Below are 14303 nucleotides of genomic sequence, written 5' to 3' on the forward strand. Positions count from 1 at the left end.
ATTTCGGTAAACTTAAAGTAACAGACAACCGCTGAAAAAGCAGAATTGTGTCGAAGTTTTATTCTTAATCACATAATGATCAACATGAAAGGAGAAAGCGTCATGAAGATCACCTTTTATCCGCTCGGTGAAGCAGCTGTGAAATGCTGTTTTCATGAAGACATTTCAACTGCCCTTACGAATAAAATTCAATCGTTTTGTCAAAAGCTACACCACCATCATACTGGCATTACGGAATGGGTACCTGCCTATGACTCTGTCGCCGTTTACTATGATCCGTGGAAGCTTTCGTATGAAGAAATGACTAACGTCCTTCAACCTATCGCGAACGAAATTGACGCAAATGAACAGAAAACGAATACAGTGATTACCATTCCAACCGTTTACGGAAGCGACTATGGTCCGGACCTTGAAAATCTCGCAGCTGCCAACAACCTTTCCAACAAAGAAGTGATCGACTTACATACAAAGCTCCACTACCTCATTAACATGATCGGCTTTTTACCAGGCTTTCCTTACTTAAGCGGAGTTGATGAACGACTCGCGATGACGCGCCTTGAAAATCCAAGGAAGTCTGTTCCGGCTGGATCGGTTGGTATTGCTGAAAGTCAGACTGGGATATATCCGCTCGATTCACCTGGCGGCTGGAATCTTATCGGGCGCACGCCGTTAAAGCTTTTTGATGCGGAAAAAGAAGAGCCATTTCTGTTTGAGCAGGGTGATTATTTGCGGTTTACATCGATTACTGAAGATGAATTTAAGCGCATTCAACGAGAAATTGAGGATGGCACGTACGAACTTGAACGCAGGGAGGACTCCGAATGACATTTCGCATTGATTTAAACAGTGACCTTGGGGAAAGCTTTGGTACTTATGTTGTTGGTCAGGATGAACAGGTGCTTGAGCTCATTTCTTCCGCCAACATTGCATGTGGCTATCATGCCGGTGACCCGCATATTATGAATAAAACGGTGGAATGGGCGAAAGAGCATCATGTTGGTATCGGGGCGCACCCCGGATTTCCTGATTTAGTTGGTTTTGGCCGTCGCAATATGAACATTACACCAGAGGATACGTACTCGCTCGTTCTTTATCAAATCGGAGCCCTGCACGGGTTCTGCAGCGCACATGAAGTTCCCCTTCAGCACGTCAAACCGCACGGTGCGCTTTACAATATGGCATCTAAAGATCCCGAACTCGCAAACGCCATTGCGCAGGCCGTAAAAGATTTTAATTCAGAGCTGATTCTATTCGGCCTTGCTAATTCAGAGCTTATTCGCGCTGCGCAGGATGCTGCACTTCCTTATGCTTCAGAAGTGTTTGCCGACAGAACGTATCAGCCTGATGGTTCGCTTACCCCACGTGTTGAAAAAAATGCGATGATTCGAGATGAGCAAGCGGCGATCGAACAGGTGATTCAAATGGTGAAAGAAGGAACCGTAACAGCCGTGGATGGCTCGATTATTTCAATTGAAGCGGATACGGTTTGTGTGCACGGAGACGAGTCGTCAGCGCTTGCGTTTATTAAGGCGCTTCGGAAACGGTTGACGGAAGAAAATATTGAGATGGAAAGGGTCGGAAACCGGTGAAATTATTTTCAGTCGATAAACCAGGATTGTATACAACCTATCAAGATTTAGGTCGTGTCGGGTATTTGAAGTACGGGGTTCCGGCATCTGGAGCGCTTGACCGCTTCGCACTTCAGGTTGGTAATCTTTTGGTTGGCAACGAACGAGGTGCGGCGGGTCTTGAAGTGACGATGCAGGGGCCAGAATTAATTGCACAAGAATCTTTTGTGATCGCTGTAACGGGAGGCGATTTATCTCCGATGATCAATGGAAAGCGGATTCCGCTATGGAAATCCTTACTTATAAAAAAAGGACAGGTGCTTGAGTTTGGAAAGCCGCGCACTGGCGTTCGCGCTTATCTCACCGTTTCAGGAGGATTTCAATCATGTCGCTATATGGGGAGTCGCTCCGTTTATGAACCAGCTGGACTTGGACGCCCGCTTCAGAAGGGTGATGAACTCGTAGGTGAGCCTAGAAAACAAAAAGCAGGAACCGGGCTCTTTTTCACCGAGATTCCTGATTATGATCGTGATGTTGAAGTTCGCGTTGTGAAAGGACCTCATCATGAGCAAATCTCGGATAAGGTCGTTTCGGATTTTTTCGCTATGACTCATGAAGTGTCGCCGCAATCAAATCGTATGGGCTACCGCCTTCAATCTGAGCTTAAAACGCATCATGAGGCGAACGTTGTTTCAGATGCAGTTCCGCTTGGCGGCATCCAGCTCCCTGGGAACGGTCAGCCGATTATCCTGCTTGCAGATCGGCAAACGACAGGTGGATACACGCGGATCGGAACAGTGATTGGTCCTGATTTGCCACTCATTGCCCAGCTTCCTCCTGGTGGGAAAATTCGTTTTAAAGAAGTAACGGTAGAAGAAGCTCAAGAAGCGTCGAAACAGGTTGAACAGAAGCTCCGTATTTGGGAGCGAATCCAGCGCTAATGCAGGCGGAGGTAGCTGTGAAGCTCGTCCTTCACAACCTCCCCTTGATCTTGTTCGGTCATTTGCAGGTGATAATGATCGCCTTCAGCTTCAGCCTGGAAATTGTAGAAACCTTTACTATTTAAATAGTCGCTCAGATCTTCAATCTTTTCACACTGAGAGAACAAAATTTTATTGCCCACATAATCGTCATTCACATAAACGTTATACGTATGTGCATTTTTCAACTCTTCCCCTTGATTAAAAAACGGGAATGGTTCCGGCATTCTGTCTCCCTCCTTTCTTTAGGGATTACTATCAATTTGTCCTTCCCTGCCGTTTTTATGTTGGAAAAACATTCATGTGCGCTAGTATGTTTAATCCTTTAAGCATTCGGGAATCTTCTTTAACGTACACTAAAGGAGGATGACTCATGGCTAACACATATACGAAGCAATATATTAACGGTGAATGGGTTACGGGTTCTAGTGACAAAACTGTAACAAATTATAATCCATTTTCCGGTGAGGAAATTTTTACATTAAACTCAGCATCTGAAGAAGATCTTGATAAAGCTTACAAAACGGCAAAAGAAGCACAAAAATCATGGGCACAGACGACACCAGGAAAGCGTCAGCAAATTCTCGATAAAGTAGCGGCGCTTATGACGGAACGTAAAGAAGAAATCGTTGACTGGCTTGTGAAAGAATCAGGCAGTACGAAGATCAAAGCGAACGTTGAATGGGCGGCAGCCACTCGTGTTGTGAAAGAGTCGGCATCGTTCCCTTATCGCATGAAAGGGCAAATCGCCCCTTCTGATACGCCAGGGAAAGAAAACCGTATTTATAAAAGCCCTAAAGGCGTGATCGGTGTCATCGGACCGTGGAACTTCCCACTTCATCTTTCTATGCGTTCGGTTGCTCCAGCCATCGCAACTGGTAACACGGTTGTTCTTAAACCAGCATCTGAAACGCCTGTTACAGCAGGCTTCCTAATCGCTGAACTATTTGAAGAAGCAGGACTTCCAAAAGGCGTGCTAAACGTCGTTGCAGGACGTGGTTCTGAGATAGGCGATGCGTTCGTCACACACCCAATTCCAAAGTTGATTTCCTTCACAGGTTCAACGGAAGTTGGTCAACATATCGGCGAACTAGCAGGTAAGAACATTAAAGAAACGGCACTAGAGCTTGGCGGTAACAACGTGTTTATCGTGCTTGATGATGCCGATATCGATCAGGCAGCTGAATCAGCGGCGTTCGGTAAATTCTTGCATCAAGGTCAAATTTGCATGGCGATCAACCGCATTATCGTGCATGAAAGCATTCACGACAAATTCGTGGAAGCATTTAAAGAAAAAGTCGCTTCCCTTCAAGTTGGCGATCCGTCTGACGCGAAAACAGCTGTTGGTCCACTGATCAACAAAGATGCTGTTGAACGTATTCAAGAATCGCTTAACACGTCACTTGAGCAAGGCGCTGAGAAAATTCTTGGTGGCGAAGTCGAAGGTAATGTGATGCATCCGGTTATTTTAACGAACGTAACGAATGACATGCCAATTGCGAAAGATGAAATTTTCGGTGCCGTTGCGCCAATCATTAAATTTAGTACGGTAGACGAAGCGATTGAAATTGCAAATGGTTCTCCATACGGCCTTAGTGGCTCTGTTCATTCTCGTGACTTAAACCGCGGTGTTCAGGTTGCGCATCAAATCGAAACGGGCATGGTACACATTAATGACCAGCCGGTAAACGATGAAGCGCACATGGCCTTCGGTGGCGAAAAAGAATCAGGCCTTGGCCGTTTTGGCGGCGAATGGGCTCTTGATAAATTTACAACTGTGAAATGGATATCTGTTCAGCAAGAACGTCGTCAATATCCATTTTTCCAATAAGTAGTAAAAAGCCCTCGATGCGTTCGAGGGCTTTTTTCGTGCGCTCCCTTTACTTAAATAAAATGAGTTACCCGGGAAATAGTGGGAGAACGACTATATTGTTGCTTTTTATTTTCATTTTTGAAAAAATAGATAGAGAAAAGGAGATGGAAACATGATTGAAGTTCGTGAAGAGAAGTTACAGGATCATGAGGAAATCTCAACCATTTTACAAAAAGCGTTTGGTGGAGAAGATGAAGTAACGCTGGTTAAAGAGATTCGGGATTCTGCATACTTTGTCCCGGAGCTTTCTCTTGTGGCGCTACATAATCGACGTGATCCAGTCGGCTACATTCTTTTTAGTGAAATCACCATTTCAACAGAAAAAGAAAACCTCACGTCCCTTGCGCTTGCTCCTGTCGCAGTCGTGCCTGAGTTACAGCAGGAAGGAATCGGGAGCATGCTCATTCAAGATGGTTTGATGAGAGCAACTTCGCTCGGATACCGACACGTTATGGTCCTTGGTCACAAGGAATATTACCCGCGATTCGGTTTCGTTCCTGCTTCTGAAAAGAACATCTCGGGGCCGTTTGATGCAGGAGATGCTTTTATGGTGAAAGAACTTAAAAAGGATGCGCTTAAAGAGATTAGCGGAGAAGTGGTGTATCCGAAAGCGTTCGGCGTCTAAAACGGCACACAAAAAGCCGCTCATGGGCGGCTTTTCGTTAAAAGTCAAAGATTGAATCTTCGTTCGCATTATCGTCTTTCATCGGTTTTGATGCAAGAGATTGTTGAACGGGTGCGGCTTGTTGGAGCGGCTTAGGGGCAGGTGCAGAAGGAGTCTTTGGACGACTGCTTCCAGATGCCTGCAGTAGCATGTCGCAGTACGTTTTAATCGCAATGAGCTCTTCACGAATGCCGTTTACATCCGCATCATTTTCTTCAACGTTATAAGTAAGCTGTTTCATACGCGTATTCATTTGCTGAATCAGCTGATCAATCGGGATATCTTTCATATCAGTAAACTCCTTTTAGTGAAGGATCTTTTATCCCTAGTGTACCAAACTACAAACGAAATGAAAAAAATTAGTTAAGAAGGAGATTAACCAATGGATACTCTTCATGAAGTACTGAAATTTAATGAGGAATTTGTAAATAACAAGGAATATGTTCCGTTTGAGACAACTGGCCTGCCAGACAAAAAAATCGTCATTCTTTCTTGCATGGATACGCGTCTTGTGGAACTTCTTCCACGCGCAATGAATTTAAAAAATGGTGACGTGAAAATTGTAAAAAACGCTGGCGCTGTGGTGAGTCACCCATTCGGTAGTATTATGCGCAGTATTCTTGTAGCGGTCTATGAACTTCAGGCTGAGGAAGTATGGGTCATTGGCCACCACGACTGTGGCATGGGGAAAGTTAATCCAGATGAGCTTCTTCATAAAATGGAAGATAGCGTAACAAAAGAAGTGGTCGCTTCCATGAAACACGTTGGAATCGATCTTCATTCTTGGCTCCAAGGTTTTACAACGGTTCAAGACGGCGTACGCGATAGCGTTTCGATGATCCAGAATCATCCACTACTTCCAAAAGACCTTCCTGTTCACGGACTTGTGATTGACCCTGCAACTGGAAAGTTAGATCAAGTGACAGAATAATATTAAAAGCGCGCGCCTCAATTGAGACGCGCGCTTTTTCACTATTATTTCGCTAAAAGGTCAGCAAAGGCTTTTCCGTACTGTGGAAGATCCGGCGGGCGACGCGCAGATACAAGATGACCATCAACAACAACAGGCTCATCAATCCACGTAGCGCCGGCATTTTCCATATCATCACGGATGCCTGGCGTACTCGTTACTTTCTTTCCTTCTAACACCTTAGCAGAAATTAAGACCCATCCGGCATGGCAAATCTGGCCGATTGGTTTCTTATTTTCTTCCATATGCTGTACCATTTTTAATACTTCCGGGAAACGGCGGATTTTATCTGGTGCCCAGCCACCTGGAACAAGAATCGCGTCGTAGTCTGCAGGGTTAATATCTGCATAAGCATAATCGGAAACGACCGGTACACCGTATTTTCCAACATACTTCTCTCCTGCTTTCTCACCAACGTAATGAACCGTTGCGCCTTCTTCAATAAGACGATAATAAGGATAGGTTAGCTCTAGATCTTCATATTCATGATGAACAAGACTAATGATTTTCTTATTTTCTAAACGCATACTTCCACCTCCACTCCTTACCTTATACCATTTTTCTTCGATTTCAAAACGATTAACGTTCATCTTTATCAGAACTGAATCCTACTCAGGATAGATCTCCCTTTTTAAGCATGTATTCTCTAGTATGGTCCTGTCCATCTGGGAATACTAATGAGAAGGTAAAGGAGAGATAACCATGGATGTTGGTCTTTTACTGGAATATGCCTGGGTGCTACTCGTTTTAATCGGTCTTGAAGGGGTGCTAGCAGCAGACAATGCACTCGTCATGGCCATTATGGTAAAGCACCTTGATCCCAAAAAGCGCAAAAAAGCCTTGTTTTATGGACTTGGCGGAGCATTTGTCTTTCGCTTTGGCTCTCTCTTCATCATTTCTTTTCTCGTCGATATTTGGCAGGTACAGGCCATTGGCGCCATTTACTTGCTGTTTCTCAGTTTAAATCATCTTGTTAAAAAGTTTTTCTTAAACGATCGAAAAGAAAGCAAAAAGGAAAAGAATTCTCAGCAAGGGGCTGGCTTTTGGACAACCGTTCTAAAAGTAGAGCTTGCTGATATTGCTTTTGCAGTTGATTCCATTTTGGCGGCCGTCGCCTTAGCATTAACGCTTCCAAATACAAATTTACCTCGAATTGGTGGCATGGATGGTGGTCAATTCCTTGTGATCTTAACAGGAGGAATTGTTGGGCTGATTATTATGCGATTCGCTGCAAATTATTTTGTGAGGCTTTTGCATCGTAAGCCTGGGTTAGAAACCGCAGCGTTTGCGATTGTCGGCTGGGTTGGTGTAAAGCTCGCTGTCTATACGCTTGCGCATCCAAACCTAGGCATCCTCGCAGAAGATTTCCCGAAAGAAACAGCGTGGAAAATCACGTTCTGGGGTGTCCTAGTTGCCATTGCCCTTGGCGGCTGGTTTTTATCTTCAGAACGTAAGGAAACAGAACGAGAAGACGAGAATGAAGATACGCTTGAAGAAGAAAATGAGGAAGCGAATGATTTTTAATTAAAAAACAACAGGTGCCTAACTTGGCACCTGCTATTTTTATGCATTCTGAAACGCTTCTCTTATTTCATTCATCCGCTTTTTATTAACACCCATATCTGAGTAGCCGGTCCGAGAAGCGGAACGAAAATGAATATTTTCGCTTGCTGTATCAATGTAAAATTCGATATCATCAACGAATTTAAACAGTTTTGACTTCTCCTCCGCACGTATGTAGTGTGTATCAGCTTCTACAATTTCAGTGCGCTTTCGATTGGTTAGGATTGTTTTTAACTTTGTTAATGCTTCTTCTGCCGTCCCGTTATACGGAATTGGCTTCATCCCATGTTTCTCGTCAGTACTTTGACTCGATACGCAGTTTGGTTTATCTGGACAGGGAGCAAGTTTCCCTTCTTTCACGCCTAATTGTTCTGAACTCACTTTGATCGCCTCCAATAATCTTTTTCTATTCTATCTATACCCTATCACTTCACCATTTGAACTTATTATGCCTTACTATATCTTAAAAAAGCAGCACATTGATGTGCAAATTTCTCGTTTAGAACTCTCTTATAGCGTGAATAGTACTCGTGTAATCAAAAAAACAGGATTTTAATCTTTGAAGGAGGCAATATTGTGAGTAGACCAGTAGTACGTGAATATCAAAACGATGAGAAACTAAAAAGTGATATCGAGGAGCTAAGCAATATCGGCGTCTCAAAAGATGACATCTACGTGCTTTCCCATGACGATGACCGCACAAATCGCGTTGCAGACGGTGTTGATGCAAACACGATCGGTAAAAAAGAAATGGGGCTTAGCAGCCTGAAGAACGTATTTAGTAAAAAAGGCGACGAACTGCGCAGCAAAATGCAAGAAATCGGATTTTCGAAAGAAGAATCTGAGCGCTATGAAGACGAAATGGACAAAGGTAAGATCTTCATGTTCGTGACAGATACAGATAAAGTAACAGAGTGGAAGTAAGGAATAAAGAATAAGGAAAAGCCGCTGATTCGGTGTTGAATCAGCGGCTTTTTTTGCGGTGGTGCGCCGGTAGGGGTCAGGTACGAGCCTGACCCCTACCGCTTTAAAGTGTTGCACTACATCCTTATTATTTACTTCGCCTTTATGATCCTAACTAATAAGCAGCTCACTCACTCTTTTTCTCCTTATAAACTTTCAACAATTCTTCCACCGAAATCCCGTCAATCGTCATGCCTTCCACTTCTGACTTCTCCACCTTCACACCTTTTAAATTACAACCTGTCAATGTGCTCCCATGAAGGTCACATTTCTCAAAAAGAATCGGCATGTGCTCTTCTCTTCTTCCCGCTGCAAAATGATCTTTAGGTGGTAACCCAATATTTCGAAAAACCGCGCCACCCATTTGGGCATCCTCGACTTTTAGGTCACTAAGATCAATATCTCGAAATGAAATTCCGCACATATTCATATTTGTAAACGTCGCTTCTACCATATAAGCATCAGTAAATATCGATTGAGCTAAGTTTGAATTCATGAAATTAGCGTTCGTTAACTCCACTTGATCGAATAAGGCACTGCGAAGACGCAGTTCTTTAAATACTTTTCGCTCAAATTCTTCCCCAACGTTTTGCTCACTTAAATTCTTTTCAACCATCTCATTCATCTCCTTTTTCATCTTTGCTCTAGCTCTTCGAATTCGACTCTCAATTGCAGAGGTGGAGCAAGCTAACATGGAAGCAATCTCTGCCATCGAATACCCTCCCATGTAATGAAGAACAACAGAAGTTCGAACATCTTCTTTCAGTTCATATAGCGCTTGCCAAACAAGGTCGCTTGTTTCTACTTCTTTCGTTTCAAGCAACTGAAAAATTGCCTTTTCTTGAAACGACTGCTCCACCACTTGTACCATCCGCTTTCGTTTTCTTTTTAAATCCAGACTTAGATTTCGAGCAATACTCGTTAACCAGCTTCCTATCTTCTCTGGATTGTCCAGTGAATGGCGCTTCAAGTAGGCTTTTATAAATGCTTCTTGCGCAACATCTTGGGCGAGATGGTAGTCCCCAAGAACACTATAAGAAACGGCATAGAGTGCATTTGCATAGCGACTTACCACCTCTCGAAACCCTTCTTCTGTCTGCCATTCTACAATTGATTCCGTCAACTTGTTTCACCTCACTAGCTCTTTCACTTATATAGACGTTTCCCATCCATTGATTCCGTCAACAAAACGAAAATTTTCTCTTATTTTGGACTTTGTCTTTTGTAGGAGGACAAATGTATGTGTAGGGGGTCAGACAGGAGCCAGACCCCCCTAAAAAATTAGTTCTTCGCTCGTCTCCCTCCGCATATATTTGTAGGGCAATAAAAATATTTCTTTCAAAGGGAGTGCTGATATGTTGGATCGAACATTGCTTTTCGTAGCCGCTATGATTGCTGGGTTTGCATTACTTCGTTTGTCTGAAGCAGATTCATTCCTCGAGAGTCTTAATCCGGTCTTCGAAGTTGTTGGCTTTCTAGCAGCGCTGCTATTTGCACTTGTCTTGATCTACAAAGGCATCATGGCCATTTTACCCCGGAAAGTGTAACCGCTTTCCACTCCTGAAAGAAACGAAAAGCGGGATCACTGGGATCCCGCTTTTTGATTTATTCTTTTGGTGCAATCATATCTTCAGGACGAACGATCTCATCGAACTGCTCCGCTGTCAGAAGGCCGCTCTCAAGAGCTGATTCACGTAGCGTTGTACCATCTTCATGCGCTTTTTTCGCAATTTTTGCCGCATTTTCATAACCGATATGCGGGTTCAAAGCTGTTACAAGCATAAGCGAATTTTTCAAGTAATCTTGAATGACTTCTTTATTCGGCTCAATACCTACTGCACACTTATCATTAAAGGACTTCATTCCGTCTGCGAGTAAACGCGATGACTGCAGGAAGTTATAAATAATAACTGGCTTAAAGACGTTTAATTCAAAGTTCCCCTGACTCGCTGAAAAACCGATTGTTGCGTCATTCCCCATCACTTGAGCCGCTACCATCGTAAGCGCCTCACTCTGTGTAGGGTTTACTTTTCCTGGCATGATGGAGCTTCCCGGCTCATTCGCTGGAATTGTCAGTTCACCAATTCCACAGCGTGGGCCACTTGCAAGCCAGCGCACGTCGTTTGCGATTTTCATTAGATCCGCCGCAAGCGCCTTTAGCGTACCATGTACGTGGACAATTTCATCGTGACTTGTAAGCGCATGGAATTTATTTTCAGCTGATGCGAACGTCTTGTCCGTCATTTTGCTAATTTCTTCCGCTACCATGTCTCCGAACTTCGGATGGGCATTTAGTCCAGTTCCTACCGCTGTTCCACCAATCGCAAGCTCCTTCATGTATTTCACACTTTCAAGAAGCATATTCTCACACTTCACAAGCATACGATGCCAGCCACTAATTTCTTGACCGAGCGTAAGTGGCGTTGCATCTTGAAGGTGCGTACGTCCAATTTTAATAATATGTTCATTGTCCTGCATTTTTTGATAGAGCGTTTCTTTCAGCTCAATAAGAGCTGGATAAAGATGATCCTCAACAGAAAGAACAGCCGCAACGTGCAGCGCTGTTGGGAACGTATCATTGGAAGATTGGGACTTGTTCACGTCATCATTTGGATGAATACGTTCTTCACTCCCCTGTTCCTGTAAAAGTTCATTCGCACGAAATGCGAGCACTTCATTCATATTCATGTTGGACTGCGTTCCACTTCCAGTCTGCCATACAACGAGTGGGAAGTGTTCATTATGATCCCCATTAATGACTTCATCCGCTGCCTTCACAATGGCTTCAGCTTTCACATCTTCAAGCTTACCAAGACGCTGATTTGCGAGTGCTGCGCCCTTTTTCAACATTGCAAATGCTTTTACTACTTCAAGCGGCATTTGCTCATTGCCGATTTTAAAGTTCTGCTTGCTTCGTTGCGTCTGTGCACCCCACATTTTATCTGCTGGTACTTTGATTTCTCCAATTGTGTCTCGTTCAATTCGATAATCCATTGTGATCCTCCTTCAGAGTATAAGCTAACAGGTTCCACTTCGATAAAAAGAAGAGAAGTCCTTTCTCTTCAATAAAATTCTATTTATGACGACGCTTTCATCATAACACACTCTCCCATTACCGGGAATCAGGAGATACGAGCATTTTTACATAGAAAAAGCCGCTCATACGCTGAGCGACTTCTTAAGCATTCGCAACTTCTTTTTTCTCATCTTGCTTAATCAACAGTTGAAGTGCAAGGAGGGCAATAAAGAGTCCAAGTCCAACAAGGTCTGTTGAACCTTCCGGATAGATGAGCATCACACCTGCCGCTACAGCTGCGATCCGCTCAACAATATGTGTACGACGGTACCAGTAACCAATCATACCAGCGCCAATACTAATCATGCCCGTTAAGGATGTAAAGAGCACCCAGAGAAGGCTTTGCCATGTCGTATCAATCATCATGAGCTCAGGTGAGAGCACGAAAATGTATGGAATGATAAACGCGGCGATTGCTAGCTTGGCGGATTGCACCCCTGTTCTAAGCGGCTCTCCTCCCGACACCCCTGCTGCCGCAAATGCTGCGAGCGCAACTGGCGGTGTAATATCAGCGACTATTCCGAAATAGAACACAAACATATGCGCTGAAAGCTCAGGTACAGATAATACGATTAAAGCCGGGGCCGCAATCGTCGATGTAATCACATAGTTTGCCGTCGTGGGTGATCCCATTCCGAGAATAAGCGAGGCGATCATTGTGAAGAAAAGCGTGAGCAGTAAATTTTCCCCCGAAAGAGAAACGAGGCTATTCGCGAGCTTTAATCCGAGTCCGGTAAGCGTCACGACACCAACAATCATACCCGCTGCAGCCGTTGCAGCCGCTACACCTAAGGCCGTTCGCGCACCGTTCGCAAGAGCATCAATAAAATCACCAATTCCCATGCGCGTCTCTTTATTAATCGCTCCTACAATAATCGCAGATAAGATCGCATAAAGAGCCGCACGCGTCACGGACGTACCTGACATTAAAAAGAAGATAACGGCGACGATTGGAAAAAGAAGATAGATCCTAGCAAGCACGGCTTTTCGGTTTGGCATTTCATCTTCCGTTAATCCTCGTAATCCAATCCGCTTTGCTTCAAAATGAGTCATAATCCAGATTCCTGTAAAATAAAGCAAGGCAGGAATCGTGGCCGCTTTCGCAATTTCCCAGTACGTTATGCCTCCGATAAATTCCACCATAAGAAACGCCGCAGCGCCCATAATCGGTGGCATAAGCTGGCCACCTGTCGAAGCCGCTGCCTCAACACCACCAGCGAACTCTTTTCGATAACCGAGGCGCTTCATCATTGGGATTGTAAATGATCCAGACGTAACAACGTTCGCAACCGAGCTTCCGCTAATCGTTCCTTGAAGCGCACTTGAGAAGATCGCTACTTTTGCAGGACCACCAACACGCTTTCCTGCAATGACTAAGGCGAGATCATTGAAATACTGCCCAACCCCCGTTTTGACGAGAAAAGCGCCAAAGAGAAGGAAGAGGAAAATGAAGGTTGAAGACACCCCGAGCGGCGTCCCTAAAATTCCTTCTGTCGTATAGTACATGGAGCGAATAATTCGGTCGAGGCTTAACCCGCGATGCTGTAGAAATCCAGGCATATAAGGGCCAAGGTAAGCATAAAGCAAAAAGATTGATGTAATGATTGTGATTGGCAAGCCTACAACGCGACGAGTGGCTTCTAGCACGAGTACGATCGCAAGAAAACCGACGATTAAATCGAGCGTTGTTAAACGCCCAACTCTGAAAACAAGTTCTTCGAAGTTTAGCGGCCAGTACATTCCCACGTACACGCCAATAATCGCAAGAAGCCCATCGTACCAGGCTACTTGAAACCTTCCTTTTGTTTTATCACGTAGCTTCTTTTTGGAAGCTGGGAATAAAAGAAAAATAAGGCCGAGCGCAAATGCTAAGTGAATGGAGCGCTGCAGCTGGGCTGTAAAGACGCCAAATATGGCCGTATAAAGCTGAAATACAGAAAAACCTACAAGCCCGGCAAGAGCGATCCATCCAAGAATACCCGTCAGCCTTCGATGCCCTGCTTCAGGATCGAATTTCGCCATTAGTTCCTGCGTTTGTTCGTCTGTCATCTGCTCTTTATCTTGCTTCGTTTTCGGAGGCTGATCTTTCTCACTCAAGTACGTTCACTCCTTTCATCCACTGCCATAAACTAATGTTTTCTGATTCAAGATGAAGCCATGATCCTGGTTCGATAATCCGACTTAATTCAATTTCTTTATCTTGTACAAGAAGGACGTGGTTGGCTACAACCTGTCCCGTTCTAAGATCAATAAACGGAAACTTTCGGTTCATATCTTTGATTTTATATCCCTCTTCATCTTGGACAAAACGCTCTCCTGCATCTGCATGAGAAGGCATCCCGATCGCAAAATTCTCATACGCCAGTTCATACTGCACGATTTCACCTGATTCCGATACATAATACGATTCCTGCACCGGCGTTTTGTGAACGGAGTGTGTGTAGCGAATGTCAAAGTTCGCTGGATTATCTTCAAATGGCACATATGCAATCACTTTGCCGGACTCTCCTTTTTCAAGAGCCACTACGGGAAAAAACGGATAAAGAAAAACGATTAAGATGAGTACAAGGGCGATCGACGTTTGATACATAAACTGTTTTGTTGAATCAGAAGGTTTCATCGTAAGAAGACGCAGGCTTTTCACCT

General features: G+C 44.2%; 17 protein-coding genes. 9 read left to right on the forward strand and 8 right to left on the reverse strand.

The genetic code is table 11. The features are described from left to right. Positions 1-102 precede the first annotated feature (102 nt). From pxpB to ATG70_RS17305, 3 genes are read left to right on the forward strand one after another with little or no spacing between them, the layout of a single operon-like run. Positions 103-825, forward strand: coding sequence for a 5-oxoprolinase subunit PxpB (gene pxpB / locus ATG70_RS17295; protein WP_179886315.1), 723 nt, complete (start codon positions 103-105; stop codon positions 823-825). Continuing rightward, positions 822-1589 (forward strand): LamB/YcsF family protein, encoded by a 768-nt coding sequence (locus ATG70_RS17300; protein WP_098445491.1) that lies wholly within the window; start codon positions 822-824, stop codon positions 1587-1589. Before pxpB ends, ATG70_RS17300 begins: the two co-directional genes overlap by 4 nt. Continuing rightward, positions 1586-2509, forward strand: coding sequence for a biotin-dependent carboxyltransferase family protein (locus ATG70_RS17305; protein ID WP_098445492.1), 924 nt, complete (start codon positions 1586-1588; stop codon positions 2507-2509). The genes ATG70_RS17300 and ATG70_RS17305 overlap by 4 nt, the downstream gene beginning before the upstream one ends. Here the strand turns inward: ATG70_RS17305 and ATG70_RS17310 are convergent. Next, positions 2506-2775 (reverse strand): hypothetical protein, encoded by a 270-nt coding sequence (locus tag ATG70_RS17310; protein WP_098445493.1) that lies wholly within the window; start codon positions 2773-2775, stop codon positions 2506-2508. The genes ATG70_RS17305 and ATG70_RS17310 overlap by 4 nt on opposite strands. A gap of 146 nt (positions 2776-2921) precedes the next feature. On the opposite strand from ATG70_RS17310, the gene ATG70_RS17315 reads away from it, so the two are divergent. Both ATG70_RS17315 and ATG70_RS17320 read left to right on the forward strand, forming a co-directional pair. After that, a complete protein-coding gene (locus ATG70_RS17315) occupies positions 2922-4379 on the forward strand; it encodes an aldehyde dehydrogenase family protein (RefSeq protein ID WP_098445494.1) in 1458 nt (485 codons plus the stop codon). A 154-nt stretch (positions 4380-4533) separates the two neighbouring features. Further along, positions 4534-5046 carry a GNAT family N-acetyltransferase gene (locus ATG70_RS17320; protein ID WP_098445495.1) on the forward strand — a complete coding sequence of 171 codons (513 nt, stop codon included), beginning with the start codon at positions 4534-4536 and terminating at the stop codon, positions 5044-5046. A 37-nt stretch (positions 5047-5083) separates the two neighbouring features. Here ATG70_RS17320 and ATG70_RS17325 read toward each other — a convergent pair whose 3' ends face one another. Next, positions 5084-5374, reverse strand: coding sequence for a DUF5327 family protein (locus ATG70_RS17325; protein ID WP_098445496.1), 291 nt, complete (start codon positions 5372-5374; stop codon positions 5084-5086). 93 nt (positions 5375-5467) lie between these two features. Here ATG70_RS17325 and ATG70_RS17330 point away from each other — a divergent pair, with 93 nt between their 5' ends. Continuing rightward, positions 5468-6016 (forward strand): beta-class carbonic anhydrase, encoded by a 549-nt coding sequence (locus ATG70_RS17330; protein ID WP_098445497.1) that lies wholly within the window; start codon positions 5468-5470, stop codon positions 6014-6016. Positions 6017-6060: 44 nt separating this feature from the next. Here ATG70_RS17330 and ATG70_RS17335 read toward each other — a convergent pair whose 3' ends face one another. Next, complete coding sequence (locus tag ATG70_RS17335; protein ID WP_098445876.1) at positions 6061-6582, reverse strand: type 1 glutamine amidotransferase domain-containing protein; 522 nt, start codon at positions 6580-6582, stop codon at positions 6061-6063. 175 nt (positions 6583-6757) lie between these two features. Between ATG70_RS17335 and ATG70_RS17340 the strand changes: the two genes are divergently transcribed. After that, the gene (locus ATG70_RS17340; protein ID WP_098445498.1) at positions 6758-7579 is read left to right on the forward strand and encodes a TerC family protein; all 822 of its coding nucleotides are present in this window, start codon (positions 6758-6760) and stop codon (positions 7577-7579) included. 39 nt (positions 7580-7618) lie between these two features. Here the strand turns inward: ATG70_RS17340 and ATG70_RS17345 are convergent, their stop codons facing one another. Further along, a complete protein-coding gene (locus tag ATG70_RS17345; RefSeq protein ID WP_098445499.1) occupies positions 7619-7999 on the reverse strand; it encodes a DUF1499 domain-containing protein in 381 nt (126 codons plus the stop codon). A gap of 195 nt (positions 8000-8194) precedes the next feature. Between ATG70_RS17345 and ATG70_RS17350 the strand changes: the two genes are divergently transcribed. Then, positions 8195-8542: a general stress protein gene (locus tag ATG70_RS17350; RefSeq protein ID WP_098445500.1), complete on the forward strand. Its 348-nt coding sequence runs from the start codon at positions 8195-8197 to the stop codon at positions 8540-8542. Between the two features lie 166 nt (positions 8543-8708). Here the strand turns inward: ATG70_RS17350 and ATG70_RS17355 are convergent, their stop codons facing one another. Then, complete coding sequence (locus tag ATG70_RS17355; protein ID WP_098445501.1) at positions 8709-9704, reverse strand: sigma-70 family RNA polymerase sigma factor; 996 nt, start codon at positions 9702-9704, stop codon at positions 8709-8711. A 232-nt stretch (positions 9705-9936) separates the two neighbouring features. Between ATG70_RS17355 and ATG70_RS17360 the strand changes: the two genes are divergently transcribed. Continuing rightward, complete coding sequence (locus ATG70_RS17360) at positions 9937-10128, forward strand: hypothetical protein (RefSeq protein ID WP_098445502.1); 192 nt, start codon at positions 9937-9939, stop codon at positions 10126-10128. 58 nt (positions 10129-10186) lie between these two features. Here ATG70_RS17360 and fumC read toward each other — a convergent pair whose 3' ends face one another. The 3 genes from fumC to ATG70_RS17375 all read right to left on the reverse strand — a co-directional run bounded on the left by fumC (position 10187) and on the right by ATG70_RS17375 (position 14301). Further along, on the reverse strand, positions 10187-11575 hold the full coding sequence (fumC, locus tag ATG70_RS17365) for a class II fumarate hydratase (protein WP_098445503.1): 1389 nt from the start codon (positions 11573-11575) through the stop codon (positions 10187-10189). A 184-nt stretch (positions 11576-11759) separates the two neighbouring features. Next, positions 11760-13706 carry a TRAP transporter permease gene (locus ATG70_RS17370; RefSeq protein ID WP_098445877.1) on the reverse strand — a complete coding sequence of 649 codons (1947 nt, stop codon included), beginning with the start codon at positions 13704-13706 and terminating at the stop codon, positions 11760-11762. A gap of 40 nt (positions 13707-13746) precedes the next feature. After that, on the reverse strand, positions 13747-14301 hold the full coding sequence (locus ATG70_RS17375) for a DUF1850 domain-containing protein (protein WP_098445504.1): 555 nt from the start codon (positions 14299-14301) through the stop codon (positions 13747-13749). Between the last annotated feature and the right edge of the window lie 2 nt (positions 14302-14303).

Origin of the sequence: Bacillus sp. es.036, from assembly GCF_002563635.1 — a bacterium.
GTDB lineage: Bacteria > Bacillota > Bacilli > Bacillales > Guptibacillaceae > Guptibacillus.

What these genes read in the sequence shown, in the direction of transcription:
- pxpB (WP_179886315.1), top strand. Translation starts at nt 103, where the DNA reads ATGAAGATCACCTTTTATCCGCTCGGTGAAGCAGCTGTGAAATGCTGT.
- ATG70_RS17300 (WP_098445491.1), top strand. Translation starts at nt 822, where the DNA reads ATGACATTTCGCATTGATTTAAACAGTGACCTTGGGGAAAGCTTTGGT.
- ATG70_RS17310 (WP_098445493.1), bottom strand. Translation starts at nt 2,775, where the DNA reads ATGCCGGAACCATTCCCGTTTTTTAATCAAGGGGAAGAGTTGAAAAAT.
- ATG70_RS17315 (WP_098445494.1), top strand. Translation starts at nt 2,922, where the DNA reads ATGGCTAACACATATACGAAGCAATATATTAACGGTGAATGGGTTACG.
- ATG70_RS17320 (WP_098445495.1), top strand. Translation starts at nt 4,534, where the DNA reads ATGATTGAAGTTCGTGAAGAGAAGTTACAGGATCATGAGGAAATCTCA.
- ATG70_RS17325 (WP_098445496.1), bottom strand. Translation starts at nt 5,374, where the DNA reads ATGAAAGATATCCCGATTGATCAGCTGATTCAGCAAATGAATACGCGT.
- ATG70_RS17330 (WP_098445497.1), top strand. Translation starts at nt 5,468, where the DNA reads ATGGATACTCTTCATGAAGTACTGAAATTTAATGAGGAATTTGTAAAT.
- ATG70_RS17335 (WP_098445876.1), bottom strand. Translation starts at nt 6,582, where the DNA reads ATGCGTTTAGAAAATAAGAAAATCATTAGTCTTGTTCATCATGAATAT.
- ATG70_RS17340 (WP_098445498.1), top strand. Translation starts at nt 6,758, where the DNA reads ATGGATGTTGGTCTTTTACTGGAATATGCCTGGGTGCTACTCGTTTTA.
- ATG70_RS17360 (WP_098445502.1), top strand. Translation starts at nt 9,937, where the DNA reads ATGTTGGATCGAACATTGCTTTTCGTAGCCGCTATGATTGCTGGGTTT.
- fumC (WP_098445503.1), bottom strand. Translation starts at nt 11,575, where the DNA reads ATGGATTATCGAATTGAACGAGACACAATTGGAGAAATCAAAGTACCA.
- ATG70_RS17370 (WP_098445877.1), bottom strand. Translation starts at nt 13,706, where the DNA reads ATGACAGACGAACAAACGCAGGAACTAATGGCGAAATTCGATCCTGAA.